At 68.5% G+C, this 19,572-nt stretch carries 15 protein-coding genes and 1 tRNA gene; 11 read left to right on the forward strand and 5 right to left on the reverse strand.

Translation table 11 applies throughout. From position 1 onward, the window contains the following. Positions 1-30 precede the first annotated feature (30 nt). A complete protein-coding gene (locus tag OSC27_RS05785) occupies positions 31-2,868 on the reverse strand; it encodes a helix-turn-helix transcriptional regulator (protein ID WP_267180506.1) in 2,838 nt (945 codons plus the stop codon). Positions 2,869-3,092: 224 nt separating this feature from the next. Between OSC27_RS05785 and OSC27_RS05790 the strand changes: the two genes are divergently transcribed. The 4 genes from OSC27_RS05790 (at position 3,093) to OSC27_RS05805 (ending at position 7,776) form a co-directional block, all read left to right on the forward strand. Continuing rightward, positions 3,093-4,916: an ABC-F family ATP-binding cassette domain-containing protein gene (locus OSC27_RS05790; protein ID WP_267180507.1), complete on the forward strand. Its 1,824-nt coding sequence runs from the start codon at positions 3,093-3,095 to the stop codon at positions 4,914-4,916. A gap of 199 nt (positions 4,917-5,115) precedes the next feature. Further along, complete coding sequence (locus tag OSC27_RS05795; protein ID WP_267180508.1) at positions 5,116-6,081, forward strand: MetQ/NlpA family ABC transporter substrate-binding protein; 966 nt, start codon at positions 5,116-5,118, stop codon at positions 6,079-6,081. A gap of 2 nt (positions 6,082-6,083) precedes the next feature. Further along, entirely contained in the window at positions 6,084-7,115 is a 1,032-nt protein-coding gene (locus OSC27_RS05800; RefSeq protein ID WP_267180509.1) for a methionine ABC transporter ATP-binding protein, read from the forward strand. A 1-nt stretch (position 7,116) separates the two neighbouring features. Further along, positions 7,117-7,776 (forward strand): methionine ABC transporter permease, encoded by a 660-nt coding sequence (locus OSC27_RS05805; RefSeq protein WP_267180510.1) that lies wholly within the window; start codon positions 7,117-7,119, stop codon positions 7,774-7,776. Between the two features lie 437 nt (positions 7,777-8,213). On the opposite strand, the gene OSC27_RS05810 is transcribed toward OSC27_RS05805, so the two are convergent. Together OSC27_RS05810 and OSC27_RS05815 are read right to left on the reverse strand one after the other, a co-directional pair. Then, complete coding sequence (locus OSC27_RS05810) at positions 8,214-9,068, reverse strand: hypothetical protein (protein ID WP_267180511.1); 855 nt, start codon at positions 9,066-9,068, stop codon at positions 8,214-8,216. Between the two features lie 254 nt (positions 9,069-9,322). After that, the gene (locus tag OSC27_RS05815; protein ID WP_267180512.1) at positions 9,323-9,892 is read right to left on the reverse strand and encodes an alternate-type signal peptide domain-containing protein; all 570 of its coding nucleotides are present in this window, start codon (positions 9,890-9,892) and stop codon (positions 9,323-9,325) included. 589 nt (positions 9,893-10,481) lie between these two features. On the opposite strand from OSC27_RS05815, the gene OSC27_RS05820 reads away from it, so the two are divergent. Next, positions 10,482-11,681, forward strand: a complete 1,200-nt coding sequence (locus OSC27_RS05820) for a 3-deoxy-7-phosphoheptulonate synthase (RefSeq protein ID WP_323373963.1) — start codon at positions 10,482-10,484, stop codon at positions 11,679-11,681. Positions 11,682-11,699: 18 nt separating this feature from the next. Here the strand turns inward: OSC27_RS05820 and OSC27_RS05825 are convergent, their stop codons facing one another. Then, complete coding sequence (locus OSC27_RS05825) at positions 11,700-12,200, reverse strand: MarR family winged helix-turn-helix transcriptional regulator (protein ID WP_267180513.1); 501 nt, start codon at positions 12,198-12,200, stop codon at positions 11,700-11,702. Between the two features lie 210 nt (positions 12,201-12,410). Here OSC27_RS05825 and OSC27_RS05830 point away from each other — a divergent pair. From OSC27_RS05830 to OSC27_RS05840, 3 genes are all read left to right on the forward strand, one after another. After that, positions 12,411-12,482, forward strand: a tRNA-Gln gene (locus OSC27_RS05830). Positions 12,483-12,568: 86 nt separating this feature from the next. Continuing rightward, complete coding sequence (gene glmU, locus OSC27_RS05835; RefSeq protein ID WP_267180514.1) at positions 12,569-14,035, forward strand: bifunctional UDP-N-acetylglucosamine diphosphorylase/glucosamine-1-phosphate N-acetyltransferase GlmU; 1,467 nt, start codon at positions 12,569-12,571, stop codon at positions 14,033-14,035. Continuing rightward, positions 14,036-15,013, forward strand: a complete 978-nt coding sequence (locus tag OSC27_RS05840) for a ribose-phosphate diphosphokinase (protein ID WP_267180515.1) — start codon at positions 14,036-14,038, stop codon at positions 15,011-15,013. It abuts the gene before it with no gap. 13 nt (positions 15,014-15,026) lie between these two features. On the opposite strand, the gene gndA is transcribed toward OSC27_RS05840, so the two are convergent. Further along, positions 15,027-16,475 (reverse strand): NADP-dependent phosphogluconate dehydrogenase, encoded by a 1,449-nt coding sequence (gndA, locus tag OSC27_RS05845; protein WP_267180516.1) that lies wholly within the window; start codon positions 16,473-16,475, stop codon positions 15,027-15,029. A 227-nt stretch (positions 16,476-16,702) separates the two neighbouring features. On the opposite strand from gndA, the gene OSC27_RS05850 reads away from it, so the two are divergent. From OSC27_RS05850 to OSC27_RS05860, 3 genes are read left to right on the forward strand one after another with little or no spacing between them, the layout of a single operon-like run. Further along, positions 16,703-17,563, forward strand: coding sequence for a sugar phosphate isomerase/epimerase family protein (locus tag OSC27_RS05850; protein ID WP_267180517.1), 861 nt, complete (start codon positions 16,703-16,705; stop codon positions 17,561-17,563). Between the two features lie 47 nt (positions 17,564-17,610). Next, positions 17,611-18,459, forward strand: coding sequence for a sugar phosphate isomerase/epimerase family protein (locus tag OSC27_RS05855; RefSeq protein WP_267180518.1), 849 nt, complete (start codon positions 17,611-17,613; stop codon positions 18,457-18,459). Further along, positions 18,456-19,538, forward strand: a complete 1,083-nt coding sequence (locus OSC27_RS05860; RefSeq protein ID WP_267180519.1) for a Gfo/Idh/MocA family protein — start codon at positions 18,456-18,458, stop codon at positions 19,536-19,538. Before OSC27_RS05855 ends, OSC27_RS05860 begins: the two co-directional genes overlap by 4 nt. Positions 19,539-19,572: the final 34 nt, after the last annotated feature.

Consider the following 19,572-nt stretch of genomic DNA (forward strand, 5'->3'; position numbering starts at 1 on the left):
GCGACGCGCCCAACCCGAGCGGCAAAACCGTCAACTCTTGACGGGAACCGATCGGTGCACCGCGCGGTGCTCGAGCGCCAGCCGACGCAGCTCTCGGCGCGAGGTGATGCCCAGCTTGGCGAGAATGTTGCGCACGTGGAAGTTGACGGTGGTCACCGAAACGTAGAGGCGCTCGGCGACCTCCTTGTTTGTCATGCCCGAGACCACGGCGTGGGCCACCTGGCGCTCGCGCGTCGTCAGGTCGGCGAATGGGTCGCCGTGCTCGTTCGAGGCGGCGCCGGCGAGCGAGGTGAGAAGGTGCGAGCACCGCTCCAGGTACTCCGACGCTCCCAGTCGTCGGAACGTCGCCGCCGCGCGCTCGGCCAGCGCCACAGCCTCGGCTCCGCGGCGGTGCGCGGCGAGCAGCCGGGCGGCGTCGAGCATGGCGACGGCGGTGGGATGCGGGAAGTCGGGTGCGTCGGGGCTGTCATAGGCGGCCGCGTAGTGCGCCAGCGCGGCATCCGTCTGCCCCTCTGCTTCGGCGACACGTGCCGTCAACCAGGCGAGCGAGCCGTGGTATGGCCGCCAGCGGGAACCGGGGGCCGTGCAGAGCGCGAGCGCCTCGCGCGCCTCGGCGGCGCGGCCGAGCGCCGCGAGAGCGTCGATGCGGTAACTGAGCCAGCCCATGGTTGTTGCCGCTGCCGCGTCAGGCATGTCGCCGTCGGTGGCGGCGAGCTGCTGGGAGCGGCGGTCGAGCGCTCGGGCGAGTTCGGCGCGGGCAACGATGGGCAGCTCGGGGTCGTACGAGCCGAGAACGCCGGGTGTGGCCTGTTCGGCCTGGGCGAGACGCTCGGTGACCGCGCGTTCCTCGCCGCGGGCCGCCCGCACGAGCGTCGAGACGTTCAGGGCGATCGGCCAGCCCGACAGGTCCGTCTCGTCGAGGGCGAGCGCGACGGCGCTGTCGGCGACGGTGACCGACTCGTCCCATTCGCCGAGCAGGAACAGCACATGCGCGTAGATGCACCGGGCATGGCCCGCGGTCCAGCTGTCGGGGAAGAGTCTCAGGAGCCGGTTCGCGCGTTCGAGTCCGGCGCGAGCCTTTTGCAGCTGGCCCGCGCTGATCGCGACACGTGAGCCCGTCACGAGCGCGTCGGTGAGCCCCGAGGAATCGTGGGCGGTCGCCGTCAACCGGTCGAGTTCCTCGCTCGCGGCGAGGGTGATGTCGACACGTGACGTGTGCACGCCCGCCGTGATCTGCCAGCCGAGCAGCCGCAGCAGTTCCTCCTCGGGCTCCACCATCCAGCGCAGGGCGGCATCGGCGACATCCGCCGGGTCGGTCGGGGCGAGCGCGAGCACGCGGCGTGCGTCGTCGACGCTCGTGAGCACGCCGGTGAAGTCGCGCATGGCCAGCTGGATCTTCGGCAGTGCCCCCGCGACGCGCGAGCGCAGCACGCGCGCATCCGCACTCGGGTCGTCGTTCTTCAGGGCGCTCACCGCGAGGTCTCGTGCACGCACCACGTCGCCCGTGAGAATGCGCAACTCGACGAGGATCGCGTCGCGTGTGAGGCTCGGCGGCAGGTTCTCGAGTTCGGGGTGCAGGTCGAAAATGCGCTCGTGCAGCCTGGTGCGCATGGCGAGTAGGCCGATCTCGAGCAGGCAGCGTTCGCGAGCCGCGCCGCCCGGAGCCAAGTGCACCGCCGAGCGCGCGTAGCTCATGGCCTGGCTCGACTGGCCGAGTTCGGCGGCCTCATGCGTGGCGGCCAGAAGCTCGTCGACGAGGCCTGAATCTGAGCGGTCGGCGGCCTCGACCCGGTGGCGCAGGGCGCGGTGCCCGCTCAGCACCTCGGCGGCGACGCGGTGAATGCCGGCGCGGCGCTCCCTGCCGATGCCCGCCACGAGGGCGTCGGCGAGCATCCCGTGGGCCGGCTCGAGCCAGGTGACCCCATCACGCTCGTCGGAATGCACGAGGCCGCGAGCGATGGCGCCGTCGAGGTCGACTCGGGCTCCCAGGCGCTCCGCGATCGTGCCAAGCTGCGGCAGCGGAACCGGGTCGCGCAGTACCGCGATCAGTTCGGCTGCCGTGCGTGTGGACGCGGATGCTCCCACGAGCGCGGCCGTCACAGTGGCGGCCAACGGGGCCGTCTCGGGCACCGGCATCTCCCAGCCGGCGGGGTGGGATGCCCCGGTGATGGATGCGCGCAGCTGGCGGAGCAGCATGCGCAGAAGCAGCGGCGAACCCTGCGTGGCCTCGGTCAGTCGTGTGGCGGTGCGCAGCGAGATGCTGTGCCCGAGGATCTGCTGCGCGAGCTGCTGCGTCTCGGGCACCGTGAAGGCGGCGAGGGTGATCTCTGCCGATGCCTCGAACTCCGGCGCGAGGTCGGCCACAGAGGCTGCGAGGCTGTTGGCCTCGGGCCGCGTCGCGACGATGAGCAGGAAGGGCTGCCCCGGGATCCGGCGCAGCAGGAAGCGCAGGGCTCGCGCCGACGGTTCATCGACCCATTGCGCGTCGTCGATCACGAGGCACACGGGTTCGGCGAGCGCGTCGATGCCGTCGAGCAGGGCACGGCCGACGGTGATCGCGTCGTCGTCCGGCCGGGGGCGTGTGAAGACGCCGTTCGTGCGCACGTTGAGAGTGCGCACCAGAGTCTCGATCGTCGAGTAGCTGAGGTCGGCCTCGAACGAGTCGGCCTGCGCTCGAATAATGACCCAGTCGTCCAGACGTGCGGCGAGATGCGCGAGCAGCGACGTCTTGCCGAGCCCGGCCTCGCCCGTGACGAGGACGACACCGCCAGTGGCGCGCGCAGCGGAGGCCACGCCCAGCGCGGCGGCGGTCGCCTGTTCGCGACCGACCAGCTGCGGGCGTGAGCGCGCGCTCGCCGCTTCAGCCACCTGACTCTCCCGAAAGTCGAAAGTCGAAAGTCGAATGGGCGCCACGCCGGTCGGAGCGTGACGCCCATCGATTCCCTTGCAGTCTGGCATAGCCCGGGCATCCGTCGGCAGCACCCATCCGGGCTACGTGGCCGCACCAATACGGGTGACACGCCGGGCGCCGGCCGACCGGCGCGGGCGGGTGACACGGGGCACCCAGCCGGGCGCAAGTAGGCTCGTATGACGTGGCCCATCTGCTCGGGGGCGAAGCCCTCCATCTCGAATACCCCACGCGTGTCGTCTTCGACGGCGTGAGCGTCGGTGTCAACGAGGGCGACCGCATTGGCATCGTCGGGCGCAACGGCGACGGCAAGTCGAGCCTGTTGCGCCTGCTCGCGAGCCGGCTCGAGCCCGACTCCGGCCGCGTCACCCGCCGCCGCGGTGTCACCGTTGGCGTGCTCGACCAGACGGATTCACTCGACGACGACCAGAGCGTGGGCAACGCGATCGTCGGAGAGGTCGACGAGCACGTGTGGGCGTCGGATGCCCGCGTTCGCGACGTGCTTGCGGGACTCGTGGCGGACATCCGCTGGGATGCGAAGATCGGCGAACTCTCGGGAGGGCAGCGCCGGCGTGTGGCGCTCGCCGCGCTGCTGACCGGCGACCACGACGTGCTGTTCCTCGACGAGCCCACGAACCACCTCGACATCGAGGCGGTCGCCTGGCTCGCCGGGCATCTGCGCGGCCGGTGGGCGCCGAGCGCCGGCGGGCTCGTGGTCGTCACCCACGACCGCTGGTTCCTCGACGAGGTATGCACCGCCACCTGGGAGGTGCACGACGGCACCGTTGAGCCGTTCGAGGGCGGCTACGCGGCGTACATTCTGCAGCGCGTCGAGCGCGACCGCATCGCCGCCGCCACCGAAGCGAAGCGGCAGAACCTCATGCGCAAGGAGCTCGCCTGGCTGCGTCGCGGCGCGCCCGCCCGCAGCACCAAGCCGAAGTTCCGAATGGATGCCGCGTACGAGCTCATCGAGAACGAGCCGCCGCCCCGCGACACGGTCGCCCTCTCCCAGATGGCCATGCAGCGGCTCGGCAAGGACGTGGTCGAGCTCATCGACGCCGGCGTCAGCTACGGCGAGCGCACCGTGTTGCGGAGCATCGACTGGAACATCGCGCCGGGGGAGCGCACCGGCATCCTCGGTGTCAATGGCGTGGGCAAGAGCACGCTGCTCGCACTGGTGGCGGGAACGCTGGCGCCTACCAGCGGGCGCGTCAAGCGAGGCAAGACCGTGAAGGTCGCCATACTCGACCAGAAACTCGCCGAGCTCGCCGACATTGCCGATGAGCGGGTGAGCGCCGTCATCGCGTCGCGCCGAACCACCTACGCGACCGGATCGGGCGCCGAGCTGACACCGGGGCAGATGCTCGAGCGCCTCGGCTTCTCGAGCGCGCAGCTGTCGACGCCGGTGCGCGATCTCTCGGGCGGGCAGAAGCGCCGCCTGCAGCTGCTGCTCATTCTGCTTGACGAGCCCAACGTGCTCATTCTCGACGAGCCGACCAACGACCTCGACACCGACATGCTCGCCGCCATCGAGGACCTGCTCGACACCTGGCCCGGCACGTTGCTCGTGGTCAGCCACGACCGGTACCTCATTGAGCGCGTGACCGACAACCAATATGCGGTCATGGATGCCGGGCTGCGCCACCTCCCGCGCGGAATCGATGAGTACCTCGAGCTCCGCAAGGCGCAGGCCGCTCTGTCCGCCGGTCGAGGAGGCGCCGAAGGCGCCGCCCCTGCCGGTCGAGGAGGCGCCGAAGGCGCCGTCTCGAGACCCCCCGCCCTCGCCGGTGCAGACCTGCGCGCCGCCGAGAAGGAGATCTCCTCGATCGACCGCAAACTCGCCAGACTCGCCGACCAGGTTGCGGCGGTGCACGAGCGTCTGGCAGAACACGACCAGAGCGACTACGAGGGCCTGGGCCGCCTCACTAATGAGCTGCGGGAGCTCGAGGCGAACATCGCCGATCTCGAGACCCGCTGGCTCGAGCTCTCGGAACTCGTGGGCGCCTGAGACCCGCGCCGCTGGTCGAGTGGCTCGTGCGCCTGCCCCGCTACTCGACCGGCCGCCAGCCTGTCCACTCGCGTCTGAACAATTCGTCACACGCTGTCACAGTTCTGCACGCAAATTGCCGACGCGACTCGTCTCGCCGATGCTGAGGTGGTCGGCGTGAGCCGGCCCATCCGCGTTGCATGAATGAGGAGCACACAGCATGTCTGAAACCAACCAGCCGGCAGACGGCGCGCCAGCGCCACAGCTGCCGCAGAAGAAGAAGAGCCGGGCCACGCTCGGCTGGGTCATCGCAGCGGCCGTCGTCGTGATCGCCGTGGTCGCCACCGTGGTCGTGGTTTCGGTGAACGGCGGCAAGGCCGAGGCATCCGGTGTCAAGACGGTGTCGATCGGCGTCGCCGACGCGGCGCAGCCCTACTGGAAGACGTACTCCGCACTCGCCAAGAAGCAGCTGAACGTGAAGGTGAAGCTCGTGAACTTCACCGACTACAGCCAGCCGAACCCGGCGCTCAGCCAGGGCCAGACCGACCTGAACGAGTTCCAGCACATCCAGTACCTCGCGAACTACAACGTCTCGAGCAGCGACGACCTGCAGCCCATCGGCGCGACGGCCGTCTACCCGCTCACTTTGTACTCGACGAAGTACACCAAGGCGTCCGAGATCCCGGCCGGCTCGCAGGTGGCGATTCCGAACGACGCCATCAACGAGGCGCGCGGCCTGCTCGTGCTGCAGGCGGCCGGTCTCATCTCACTCAAGAACGGCGGCACCGCGTTCTCCGACACCACGGACATCACCGACCACACGGTGAACGTCGTGGCAGTGGATGCGGCGCAGACCGCCGTCGCCCTGCAGAACGGCTCGGCGGCGGCATCCATCGTCAATAACAACTTTGCGGTCGACGCCAAGCTGAGCGCGAAGAACGCCATCTTCCACGATGACCCCTCGAGCGCCATCGCCGCGCCGTACGTGAACGTGTTCGTGGCCCGCGCGAAGGACAAGAACAACGCGCTCTACCTCAAGCTCGCGAAGCTCTACCACGACCCGGCGGTCGAGAAGGGCGTGCAGGCGTCGAACGGCGGCACCGCGGTGTTCCGCACCACGTCGGCGGCCACATTGCAGGCCGACCTGGCCAAGGTCGAGACCGACGCGAGGGCGGCCAAGAAGTAGCGATGAGCGCTCTTGTCCGCCTTCAGAACGTTTCGAAGACGTACCCAGCCTCGGGCCTTCACGGGCCCGTGACGGCCGTCGACGACGTGAGTCTCGAGGTCAACGCCGGTGACATCTTCGGCATCATCGGGTACTCGGGGGCCGGCAAGAGCACTCTCGTCAGGCTCATCAACGCGCTCGAGCGCCCCACGAGCGGCCGTGTGTTCGTGGGTGACGCGGAGCTGACGGCGCTGGGAGAACGGCAGCTGCGCGACGAGCGCAAACGCATCGGCATGATCTTTCAGCAGTTCAACCTGTTTCGCTCGCGCACGGTCGCCGGAAACGTGGCGTATCCGCTGGCTGTCGCCGGCATGCCCCGAGCCGAGCGTGACACGAGGGTGGCGCAGCTGCTCGACTTCGTCGGGCTCCTCGAGAAGGCGCACAACCACCCCGAGCAACTCTCAGGCGGCCAGAAACAGCGGGTGGGCATCGCCCGCGCGCTGGCGACGAACCCGCGGCTGCTGCTCGCTGACGAGGCCACGAGCGCGCTCGACCCCGACACGACGGCCGACGTGCTCGCGCTTCTGAAGCGCGTCAACGAGCAGCTCGGCGTGACCATCGTGGTCATCACGCACGAGATGGAGGCCATCCGCAGCATCGCCAATCGCGTTGCCGTGATGGATTCGGGCCGCATTCTCGAGCAGGGCGACGTCTACGACGTCTTCTCGTCACCCACGACGGATGCTGCCTCCCGCTTCGTTCGCACCGTGCTTCGCGACCGGCCCACCCCGCAGACCCTCGAACGGCTGCGACGCGTGCACACGGGCCGCATCGTGAGCGTGAAGCTCACGGAGGAGCGCGGCTTCCAGGGGCGGCTCGGCCGCATCTTCGCTGAGGCGGGCGTGGAGTGGGAGATCATCTTCGGCGGCATCAGCGAGCTTCGCGACCGCTCGGTGGGCAGCCTCACCTACGAGATCACCGGCGCGGATGCCGCCGTCGCGCGCGCGCTCGAGCGGCTGCAGGCCGAACGTATCGAGGCAGTGGAGGAGGCTTGAGGTGAACGACTTCATCGACAACCTGCCGCTGTTCTTCCAGTCCATCTGGGAGACGATCTACATCGTCGTCATTTCGCTCGTCGCGAGCGGCGTGCTCGGCCTCGCGCTCGGCGTCGGGCTCACGGTGACGCGGCCAGGTCACCTCGTGGCCCGCCGAGCCGTGCATGTGTCGCTGAACGTCATCGTGAACATCGTGCGGCCGGTGCCGTTCATCATCTTCGCCGCCGCCATCGGGCCGCTGACGATGCTCGCGGTGCACACGACAATCGGAAACACGGCGGTCATCTTCGCCCTGTCTCTCGCGGCGACCTTCGCTGTCGCGCGCATCGTCGAGCAGAATCTGCTGACGGTCGACCCGGGCGTCATCGAAGCGGCGCGCGCCATGGGGGCAAGCCCGTGGAACATCATTCTGCGCGTGCTCATCCCCGAGGGGCTCGGGCCGCTCGTGCTCGGCTACACTTTCCTGTTCGTCGGCATCGTGGACATGTCCGCGCAGGCCGCCCTCATCGGCGGCGGCGGCCTGGGCACCTTCGCCATCGTCTACGGCTACCAGCGCTTCAACTGGCCCGTCGTGTACTTCTCGGTCGCGGCGATCATCGTGATCGTGCAGGCGGGCCAGTTCTTCGGCAACTGGCTGGCGCGGCGCGCGCTGCGACGCTGAGGCGCGCGGCGGCCGGCGCTGAGCGTGCTGCGCCGCTGAGGTGCTGGGCGGCCGGCGCTGAGCGGCACGGCTGCCGGGCGCCGCGACAGATGAGCGTGTGGTCCTGCTGAGCGTGCGGTCCTGCTGAGCGTGCGGTCCTGCTGGGCGTGTGGTCTTCGCTCGAGTTCATGGGTCGGGTCATATCGCGGGTTCCCGGCTCCGCAACCCTCAATGTGCCCCGAGCGAATGCCGGTCACCCTCTCTCGGCGCTCCAGCATGCATCGCGTCGGGCTGAATGCAGGGACTTAGCGCTTCAGTCCCACTATTTGGCCCGATGCTGCCAGAAGCACATCGCGGTGAGAAGCATGCCACCGTGGGCAGCACATCGCCCCGCGTGTTCTCCATTGAACGCGCGGGGCGAGGGCCTGCGGTGAAACGGCAGAGCGGATGCGACCGGCTCAGCCGGTCGTCTGCACCGAACCTCCGTCGCCAGAATCACTCGGGGGTGGTGCCGCCGGCGGGAGCGACTCGGGCGTCGGCTGCGGCGAGGCCGCGGGCGTCGATGGCGGCGCTACGGGAGGCACCGTCGGCTGCGGCGTGGGGGAAGCCGCCAGGGGTGCGGTCACCGCCGGTGTGCTCGGCGCTGGCGGGGTTGAGGTCGCACTGGGCGAGGTAGCAGGGGTCGAGGCGTTCGATGAGTTCGATGTCGGCGCAGTCGAGAGTGCCTTGGTCTCGGCGAGCGGGACGCCGTTGTCTGAGTCCGGCGCTGAGCGCTGCGGCGCATCCGCTTGGAGAGACTGCGTGACAGTAGCGTGTGACGGGCTGCTCCACCCGCCGAGGGTCAGGGTCGAGGTGATTGTCGCGGCAAGAGCGCTGCCGGCGGCAAGGTCGCCGGATGAGGTCAGCACGGTGAGCACGCAATAGCGCACCGTCGCGCCGGCCATCAGGCTGCCGCTGAGAGTCGGGAAGTGAGCCCAGGTGCCGGTATCGGTGTTTGCGCCGGGCGTGGTGCACGTCGTGTCGTTGCCTGCGGGCCAGATGCGCACGGAGGTGGCACTGGCGAGCGCCAGCGAGGAGGCGCTGCTGAGCTGCGCCGAGGTGGCGTAGTCGGCCGTGACGTTGCCGTGGTTGCTGATGGCGAGCACGCCGCTTAATTGCTGCATATCGCTGGAGTAGCTGCCACTGAGCGAACTACTCGCGGTCTCCGCTGCTGTGATCGTCGCTGAGCGAACGAGGCCCGCGTTGATTGGTGTGGCGGCATTCCACAGCGCGAAGGTTCCGCCGAGGTCGGTGACGCAGGCCGTCGTGGCCACCAGGCAGATGGTCGCTACCGAGGCGATCTGCCAACCGCGCACATCGCTGCGGGGCGGCCGGTCGGCCCGATGTCGCGGGCCGCTGAACAACGGCTCCGCCCGGTGTCGAGGCATGGTACGTCGACGGCTCATGTCGCTCCTGCCTTCCCGTTCGCGGTGGCGGTTCATCTGGGTGGGACCGAGAGGGGCAGCGTGCACCGCACCGACATCGATACGGTGCACGCTGTTCATCTCGCTTGTTCTACAGCCGTTGGCTAGAGAACCTGGTCCAGCCGCAGCTGGATGTTGTTCAGGTTGATCAGCGCGTTCTGCGTGTTGTTGCCGGCGGTGTCGGGGAACGAGAAGGTCACGCTGACCGTCATGTTCGACGTCGTGTCGCTCGGGTCAACGGTGAGGTTGACCGTCGAACCGCTCACGTTCTTGTAGTGAATCGTCGAGTCGGCGCTGAGAACGTTGACGTGCGCGTGGCTGAGCAGCTGGGTGCCGAGTGCCACGCCGGCGGGGTTCACGCGCGAGCTGAGGTCACCGAAGTCGACCGCAAGGGTGGCCTTCAGGTTGTCACCCGTCGCCTTGATGCCGAGCGTCTTGGTGTACGTGATGGTGTCGCCCGGAACGATGCGGTGGGTGCTGATGTCGGCGACCGTGGTCGTGCCGATCGCCCAGGTTCCCGCGTCAGACGAGTTGACGAACGCCAGTTCGCCCGAGTGGATGACGCCCGCGTTGACCGTGGTCTGCGCGTTCCACGTCGCGAACGTTCCCGCTCCACCGAGGAGGAGGGCGATGCCCGCTGCGCCGGCGATGGCGCCTCTGGTGAGTTTGTTCATGATAGGTGCTGCTCCTTGTCTGTCGGGCGGCAAGGCCCGGCGAGCAGCACTCAGCAGCGCAGCGGCGAGCCCACGGATGGGCCGTCGAAACGCTCATGCTGTTCACAGCTTGTCGGGTCAAACTGCCCTCATTGCTGAGGCGGGCCGCGAATGCGAGGGTAAGCGTTCGTGTTCGGCCGACATCCGTTGCAATGGGTTTGTCCCGGGTGTCGGTCGGTGCCCTTGGAAGAAAAACTTAGCAATCCTCACTTTTTCACGCTAGGGGAAACCCCGTATGTGCCCCGTTCTGGGGGCACCAGCCGCGTCTACCGAGGGCGCACGCCTCGCAAGACGGCCAGCAAGCGCACGAGCGCCCCCGGCGAGAGGTGCGGCATCCGTCATCCGTTTGACCAATACTCGCCGCACGCGCTAGCCTCAGCCCCATGGGAAACCGCTGGTATGCGTATTTTGCGTTGGCTGAAGGAGGCCACCGCGCGTAAGACGCACGCCGCACCCCTCCTTCAGCCAACGGGCAGAGACATTCGAGTCTCTGCCTTTCGCCATTAACAGGCGGGTTGGCCGAACCGGTGCCCGCCGGAAACGGGTATCGATGAGCACCACAACCACCACACCAGCGGATGCCGCGGCGACATCCGACCTGCGTATCACCTCGATCAGGCCTCTGCCGCTGCCCGCGGCCCTGCGCACCGAGCTGCCGCTGGGGCCCGCCAGCGCCGCCCGAGTGCAGCGCAGCCGCGAAGGCATCGAGCGCGTCCTGCGTGGGGACGACGGCCGCCTCATGGTCATCGTCGGCCCGTGCTCGGTGCACGACCCGGCGGCGGCGCTCGACTACGCGCGGCGCCTGGCCGTCGAGGCGGAGAAGCACGCGCAGGACCTGCTCATCGTTATGCGCGTCTACTTCGAGAAGCCCCGCTCGACGGGCGGCTGGAAGGGGCTCATCAACGACCCGCACCTCGACGGCACGCACCAGGTTGACGAGGGGTTGCGCCTCGCCCGTCGGCTGTTGCTCGACGTGGTCGATCTCGGCCTCGCCGTCGGCTGCGAGTTCCTCGAGCCGACGAGCCCGCAATACATCGCCGACGCGGTCAGCTGGGGCGCGATCGGCGCACGCACCACCGAGAGCCAGATCCATCGGCAACTCGGGTCGGGCCTCTCCATGCCGGTCGGCTTCAAGAACGCCACCGACGGCGACGTACAGGTCGCCATCGACGGCTGCACAGTCGCGTCACAGAGCCAGGTATTCTTCGGCACGGATGACGCCGGGGCCGCCGCCGTCGTCACCACCACCGGCAACGAGGCCGCCCACGTCATTCTGCGCGGCGGTCGCGGTGGGCCGAACTTCGATGCGGCGAGCGTGCGGGCCGCGGCCGATCTGCTCGAGCGGGCCGGCCGCACGCCGCGCCTCGTCGTCGACGCGAGCCATGCGAACAGCGGCAAGGATCACGTGCGTCAGGCCGAGGTCGCGCTCGAACTTGCCGGGCAGGTTGCCGCGGGCGCTCCGATCGCCGGCATCATGCTCGAGAGCTTCCTCGAGCCCGGCCGGCAGGAGCTCGGCGACGGCGACCTCTCCCGCCTCGTCTACGGCCAGAGCGTCACGGATGCCTGCATCGGCTGGGGCGAGACCGTGCGCCTTCTCGAGGTGCTCGCGTCGGCCTCGCGCGAGGCTGGAGCGACGGGAGCGACGAGGTCGACGCGAGCGACGGGAGCGGCCGGAGCGACGGGGTCGGCGGCGCGGAGCGCCGGCGCATCCGCTGCTCTGGTCGAGACGGCGGCGACTGAGGCCGCCTGAGGAGGCTGCTGCAGCGGTTCAGGTCTCGTCGAAGTCGAGGCTGAGCTTGCGCAGCAGCCCGGCCAGCCGCCGCTGTTCGCCGGCAGGCAGCGAGCGAAGAATCTCGGCCTCGGCGTCGACCAGTCGTGTGATCGCGGCGTCGACGCGAATGAGGCCGAGGGCGGTCATCTCGACCAGAATGCCGCGGCCGTCATGCGGGTCGCCGCGGCGCTCGACGAGTCCGCGGGCGACGAGCCGATCGATGCGGTTGGTCATGGTGCCGCTGGAGACGAGCGTCTGCTGCAGCAGCGCCTTGGGGCTCAGCCGATAGGGTTCGCCTGCCCGTCGCAGCGCGGAGAGCACGTCGAATTCCCACGAGTCGAGCTCGCTGCGGGTGAATGCCGTGCGCCGCGCGCGGTCGAGGTGCTTGGAGAGTCGGGCGACCCGTGAGAGCACCTGCAGCGGCGCGAAGTCGAGGTCGGGGCGCTCGTGCAGCCAGGCGTCGACGATGCGGTCGACCTCGTCGCTTCCCTCCGGCATCCCCCCATTATCGTCTGCCCCGCCACCCGCCCGCCGCGTCGAACGAAAACGACGGTGATTCTGTCGATTCGGTCCACTTCCCGGCCCGATCGCACGGTTCTGTGCAGAATGACCGTCGTTTTCGTTCGACGCGGGCGGCCGGGCAGCGCACGGAAGCGGATGCGCGCCCTCGAGCGTCTGGCAAACTTGAGGGGTGCGCGTCGCGTGCGGTCCGCTTTGGTGTAATGGCAGCACGACAGCCTTTGGAGCTGTTAGGTCCAGGTTCGAGTCCTGGAGGCGGAGCGAGAAGAAGGGCGCGGTGCGCCGTTTTTCTCGCTCCGCGGCGCGCGATGCGCGCCGATCAGGTAGAGCGACACGGGGGAGACCGCATGACAGACCAGCAGAGCGACCACCGCGCGCCTGAGCAGCACCGCACCGACGCGCGCCTCGCCGTCGTCATCCTCGCCGCGGGCCAGGGCACGCGCATGAAGTCGGCCACGCCGAAGCTGCTGCACGAGCTGGCCGGTGTGCCGATCATCAGCCACGTGCTCGCCACCGCGCGCGAGCTCGACGCGGCGCACGTGCTGACCGTCGTGCGGCATGAGCGCGACCGCATCGTCGAGGTCGTCTCGGCCGAGCTGCCCGACAGCATCGTCGTCGACCAGGACGACGTGCCGGGCACAGGCCGTGCCGTCGAGCTCGCCGTGGCGGCCCTGCCGCAGGACTTCGACGGCGAGGTTCTCGTCGTCAACGGCGACGTGCCCCTGCTCAACGCGGCGACGCTGGCCAACCTCGTCGAGGCGCACCGAGAGTCGGCAGCGGCCGCGACCATCCTCTCCACGGTGCTTGACGACGCGGCAGGTTACGGCCGCGTGATCCGCACGGAAGACGGCCGGCTTGACCGCATCGTCGAGCACAAGGACGCGAGCGACGACGAGCGCCGCGTCAGTGAGATCAACGCGGGCGTCTATCTATTCGGCGTGGCCGCGCTGCGGGACAAGCTCGCCGGCATCTCGACCGACAACGCGCAGGGGGAGAAGTACCTGACCGACATGATCGGCCTGCTGCGCGCGGCGGGCAGCGAGGTCGGCGCCCTCTCGGTCAAGCCGTCGTGGCTGGTCGAGGGCATCAACGATCGAGCACAGTTGAGCGAGGCGGCCGCCCGCCTGAACGCGCTCATCGTGCGCGGCTGGCAGCTCGCCGGCGTGACCGTGCAGGACCCGGCCACGACGTGGATCGACCTGAAGGCGAAGCTCGCCGAAGACGTCACGGTGCTGCCCGGAACGCAGATCCGCGGCGCGACGGTGATCGAGCGCGGTGCCACGATCGGGCCAGACACGACCCTCGTGGACTGCGAGGTCGGTGCGGGTGCGATTGTGAAGCGCGCCGACGCGACGCTCGCCGTGGTCGGCGCTGGCGCATCCGTGGGCCCGTTCGCCTACCTGAGGCCGGGCACGAACCTTGGTGCAGACGGCAAGATCGGCACCTTCGTCGAGACGAAGAACGCCACGATCGGTGCGGGCAGCAAGGTGCCGCACCTCAGTTACGTGGGCGATGCGACGGTGGGCGAGGGCTCCAATATCGGCGCGGCGACCATTTTCGCCAACTACGACGGCGTGAACAAGCACTCCACGACGGTCGGATCGCACGTTCGAACCGGCTCGCACAACGTGTTCGTCGCCCCCGTTAGGATTGGTGACGGAGCCTATACGGGTGGCGGCACAGTGGTTCGAAAAGACGTTCCGGCCGGCGCGCTGGCGATCAACGTGGCACCACAACGCAACCTTCAAGGCTGGGTCGCCGAGAATCGGCCTGGCACCGACGCGGCGAAGGCCGCCGAGGAGAGCGGAGAGTAGATGTCCGGCATCAAGGCGACCGGTCAGAAACGTCTGGTTCTGATTTCCGGTCGGGCTCATCCCGAGCTCGCCGAACGGATCGCCGCCGAGCTGGGCAGCGAGTTGGTACCGACGGATGCGCGCACTTTCGCAAATGGCGAGATCTACGCGCGCTTCGACGAGAGCGTGCGTGGCTGCGACGCGTTCGTGATCCAGTCGCACACGCAGCCGATCAACGAGTGGCTCATGGAGCAGCTCATCATGGTCGACGCGCTGAAGCGCGCCTCGGCCAAGCGCATCACGGTCGTGGCGCCGTTCTACCCGTACGCGAGGCAAGACAAGAAGGGGCGCGGCCGCGAGCCGATCTCCGCTCGCCTGGTGGCCGACCTCTTCAAGGTCGCGGGTGCTGACCGCATCATGTCGATCGACCTGCACGCCGCCCAGATCCAGGGCTTCTTCGACGGCCCCGTCGACCACCTCTTCGCCATGCCGGTGCTGCTCGAGCACTTCCGCAAGCTGCTCGACCCGGCGACCCTCACGGTCGTCTCGCCCGACATGGGCCGCGTGCGTGTCGCCGACAACTGGAGCGACAAGCTCGGCGCCCCGCTCGCCATCATCCACAAGAGGCGCGATCCGCTCGTGCCAAACCAGGTGAGCGTGCACGAGATCGTCGGTGACGTCAACGGCCGCGTGTGCCTGCTCGTCGACGACCTGATCGACACCGGGCGCACCATCGTGCATGCGGCCAAGGCGTTGAAGGATGCCGGCGCCACTGCCATCGTGGTCGCCGCGACGCACGCCGTGTTCAGCGACCCGGCCGTGGAACTGCTGCAGTCCGACGTGATCGACTCGGTCGTCGTCACCGACACGCTGCCTCTGCCGCCGGAGAAGCAGTTCGACAAGCTCACGATCCTGTCGGTTGCGCCGCTGCTGGCGCGCGCCATCGAACAGGTCTTCACCGACGGCTCGGTCACGAGCATGTTCGACGGCGCCGCCTGAGCCGGCCAGCGGCTCAGTGCGTCGAGGGCTCCGTCTCGATCTCGGTGCGGTCGCCCGACCACAGGGTGTGGAACACGCCCGGCTTGTCGACGCGCTTGTAGGTGTGAGCTCCGAAGAAGTCGCGCTGGCCCTGCACAAGCGCGGCCGGCAGGCGCTTCTGCGCGAGCGAGTCGAAGTAGCTGAGCGCCGAGCTGAAGCCGGGCACGGGCACGCCGGAGAGTGCCGCCGTCGACACCACGCGGCGCCACGCGGCCTCGCCCTCGGCAACGGCCTTCGCGAAGTACGGCGCCTCGAGCAGCGTGGCGATGTTCGCGTTCTCGGCGTAGGCATCCACGATGCGGTTCAGGAACTGCGCGCGAATGATGCAGCCGCCGCGCCAGATCTTCGCGATGTTTCCCTTGTCGATCTGCCAGCCGTACTTCTCGGCCCCGGCGATGATCGCATCGAAGCCCTGTGCGTACGCAACGACCTTCGAGGCGTACAGCGCCTTCGACACGTCGTCGGCAAACGAGGCGTCGACGCCCTGCACCTCGGGCCGGTCCGTGACCACGGACTGCACGGCGGCACGCTGCGCCGGCTTGCTCGAGACGGCACGTGCGAAAACGGCCTCGGCGATGCCGCCGACGGGAACGCCGAGGTCGAGGGCGTTCTGCACCGTCCACACGCCCGTGCCCTTGGAGCCGGCTTCGTCGAGCACAATGTCGACGAACGGCTTGCCTGTGGCGGCATCCGTCTGCTTCAGTACCTCTGCCGTGATCTCGATGAGGTACGACTCGAGATAGCCCTTGTTCCACTCGGTGAAGACGTCGGCGATGGCGCTCGGCTCCAGGCCGCCGACGCGACGCAGCAGGTCGTAGGCCTCGGCGATGAGCTGCATGTCGGCGTACTCGATGCCGTTGTGGATCATCTTCACGAAGTGGCCGGCACCATCGGTGCCCACGTGTGTCACGCACGGCTCGCCCTCGGCGACGGCGGCGATCGAGGCGAGGATGGGGCCGAGCGTCTTGTACGACTCGACCGACCCGCCGGGCATGATCGAGGGGCCGTTGAGCGCACCCTCCTCGCCGCCGGAGATGCCGGTGCCCACGAAGTGGATGCCGGTAGGGCTGATCTCCTTCTCGCGGCGAATGGTGTCATGGAAGTTCGCGTTGCCGCCATCCATGATGATGTCGCCCGGCTCGAACCTCTCGACGAGCTGGCTGATGACAGCATCCGTGCCCTTGCCCGCCTGCACCATGATGATGGCCGTGCGTGGAGTGGCCAGAGAGGCCACGAAGTCGTCGATCGACTCCGAGGCGATGAAGCCGGCCTCCGGGTGCTCGGTGATCAGCTCCTCGGTGCGGGCCCACGTGCGGTTGTAGACCGCAACCGTGTTGCCCTCGCGGCTGGCGAGGTTGCGGGCCAGGTTGGAACCCATGACCGCGAGGCCGACGACCCCGATGTTTGCCTTCTGATCTGACACGAACGCTCCTTCGAGGGCTGGTCGGGCGGAGGCTCATCCGCCTGAGTATGGGGAGGTGAAGCTGTCTCAAGCGTAGCGGCCACTCGAGCGGGCCGACCGGCATGTGTCGGTTCAGTGACAGCCAGTGATGGCGGCGGATGCTGCATCCGCGCGCCGCGTGACGTATGATCGACAGGCGTGGCAACCGCTTGCCAAAGCATACTCGAAATCCAAGGGAGGATATCCGCATGGCCAGAATCGGTGTTCAGGCGATGATGCTCAAGAACGACTTCGCCGAGGCGGGGCCGTTCGAGACGCTGCGGCGGGTGAGCGAGATCGGATACCACGCCGTCGAGGTCTCCCAGATCCCGATGACTCCCGAGAACGTGGCTGAGCTTGGCCGCGCTCGCACCGAACTCGGCATGGAGATCGCCGCGCTGTCCGCGGCTCTGACCGCGGCCCCCGGCTCGCCGAACGAGTCGCTCACGAACGACTTCGACAAGATCGTCGACGACGCGAAGACGCTCGACTCATCGATGATCCGCATCGGCATGCTGCCCTTCGACGCGATGGCCTCGCTCGAGAAGGTGCTCGAATTCTGCGATGCCAGCAACGAGATGGCGGCGCGGCTGGCCGAGCACGGCATCGGCCTGTACTACCACAACCATCACATCGAGTTCGCGAAGTACGACGGGCGCTACCTTCTCGACATCATCGCCGATCGGGCGCCGCTCATGGGCCTCGAGGTCGACGTGCACTGGGTGCAGCGCGGCGGGCTCGACCCGGTCACCACGCTGCGCAAGTACGGCGAGCGCGTCGCCATGGTGCACCTGAAGGACTATCGCATCGGCCAGCTGCCCGCCCAGGCGTTCGAGGCGCTGGCGGCCGGCGACTTCCCCGCGTTCATGACGGCGTTCACGGGCGTCGTGCAATTCGCCGAGGTGGGCGAGGGCAATCTCGACTTCGCCTCGATCGTGCCCGTCAGCCAGGAGATCGGCGCGAAGTACCTACTCGTCGAGCAGGACGATCAATACGGCCGCTCTCCCCTCGAGTGCCTGAAGACCTCGCATGACAACCTGGTGGCGCTCGGCTTCGCCGACCTTTTCTGAACCGATCTGTTCTGAACCGACCTGTTCTGACACTGGAGGATCACCCCGTGACACCAACCGCCCATCCCGTCTGGACTCTCTCTGGCTTCGGCGACGAGATCGACGCCGACCCGCGCATCCAGATCACCGTGCTCAAAGCACTCGGCGCCCGGCACATCGAGGTCAGGAGCGCGTGGGGCATCAATGTGGTCGACCTCGACGACGATCGCCTCGCCGAGCTCGCCGCCACTCTCGCCCAGCAGCAGATGTCGGTCTCGGCCGTCGCGTCGCCGATCGGCAAGGTCGACGTCGCCCTCGACGCCGAGCACGAGGTGGGCCGGCTCGAGCGGGTCATCCGCGTGGCGCAGGCACTGGCGACGCCGAATATCCGCATCTTCTCCTTCTTCCGCGGCGAGGGGGTGCCGGTCGAATCCATTCGCGACGACGTCATGAAGCGGATGCGCCTGCTCGCCGACGTGGCCGAGCGCGAACGCGTCGTGCTGCTGCACGAGAACGAGAAGGCCATCTACGGCGACGTGCCCGAGCGTGTTCTCGACCTCGTCGAATCCGTCGGCTCGCACGCCCTCCGTCTCGCCTGGGACAACGCCAACTTCGTGCAGGTCGGCGTGCGCCCGTTCGACGACGCGTACGCCATGCTGCGGCCCTATGTCGATTACCTGCAGGTGAAGGATGCGCTGGCCGCGACGGGCGCGGTCGTGCCCGCCGGCGAGGGCGACGGCCAGCTGCGCGAGACGCTCACCGCGCTGCGTGATGACGGCTACGCGGGCTTCGCCTCGCTTGAGCCGCACCTTGACGAGGCGTTCGAGCTGGGCGGGTTCTCCGGCCCGACCGCGTTCGGGCAGGCGGCACGGGCGTTCGCCGGCATTCTGGCCGACCTCGGGGTGGTCGCCGGATGAGCGAGGCAGCCGGGCCCACACCGGCTAAGGGCGCCGGTTCCGCACGTGGCACGGGGCTCGTGCGGGCCGCCGTGATCGGCTGCGGCGACATCTCGTCAGTGCATCTGGCGGCGATCGGCGCGATGCCGGATGCGGTCCTGGTCGCCGTATGCGACACAGACCCGGACCGGCTCTCGGCCGCCGAGACGGCCCTCGGCGTTGCCGGCTTCGCCGACCACCGCGAACTGCTGGCGAGCGTTCGACCGGATGTCGTGCACATCTGCACGCCCCACAACACGCACGTGCAGATCGCTCTCGATGCGCTCGCGGCCGGCATCGATGTGATCCTTGAGAAGCCGCTGGCGCACACCCGCCGCGATGGCCAGCGCCTCGTTGAGGCGGCGAGCGGCAGCGACGCTCGCATCGCCGTCTGCTTCCAGAACCGGTACAACGCGCCCGTGCAGGCGGCGCATGAGCTGGTGCGCTCGGGCGATCTCGGGACGGTGCTCGGCGCATCCGCTACGGTCTTCTGGCATCGCGATGCCGGGTACTACGAGGATCGGCCATGGCGAGGGCGCTGGCAGACCGGGGGTGGCGGGCTGCTCATGAATCAGGCGATCCACACGATCGACCTGGTGCAGTGGCTGGTTGGCGATGTGGCATCCACGCGCGGCGGAATCGCCACGCGACTGCTTGCTGACGCCATCGACGTCGAAGACACGGCGGATCTTGTCATGCAGCACGAGAACGGCGCGACGAGCACGCTCTTCGCGACGCTCTCGAACGCCGTCAACGCTCCGGTGACACTCGATATCGTCACAGAGAAGGCCACCCTCGCGCTGCGCGGCGACCTCACGGTCAGATACGCGGATGGCCGAGTCGAGCGCGTGGCCGAGCGTCAGCTGGCACCGGGCGCCCGTGCGTACTGGGGCGTCTCGCACGAACTGCTCATCGGCGACTTCTACGCGGGTGTCGGTGGCGGCGAGCCGTTCTGGATCGATGCGAGGGCGGCGCAGAAGTCGCTCGAGATCATTCAGGACGTGTACGACCAGGCGTATCCGAAGCGCCCTGTGGGCGAGCCCGAGTTCACGTTTCGGTAACGGCGATCGGTTCGGCTTGTCAATCGGTTGCCAA

The sequence above is a fragment of the Microbacterium sp. STN6 genome (genome assembly GCF_026410545.1).
GTDB lineage: Bacteria > Actinomycetota > Actinomycetes > Actinomycetales > Microbacteriaceae > Root112D2.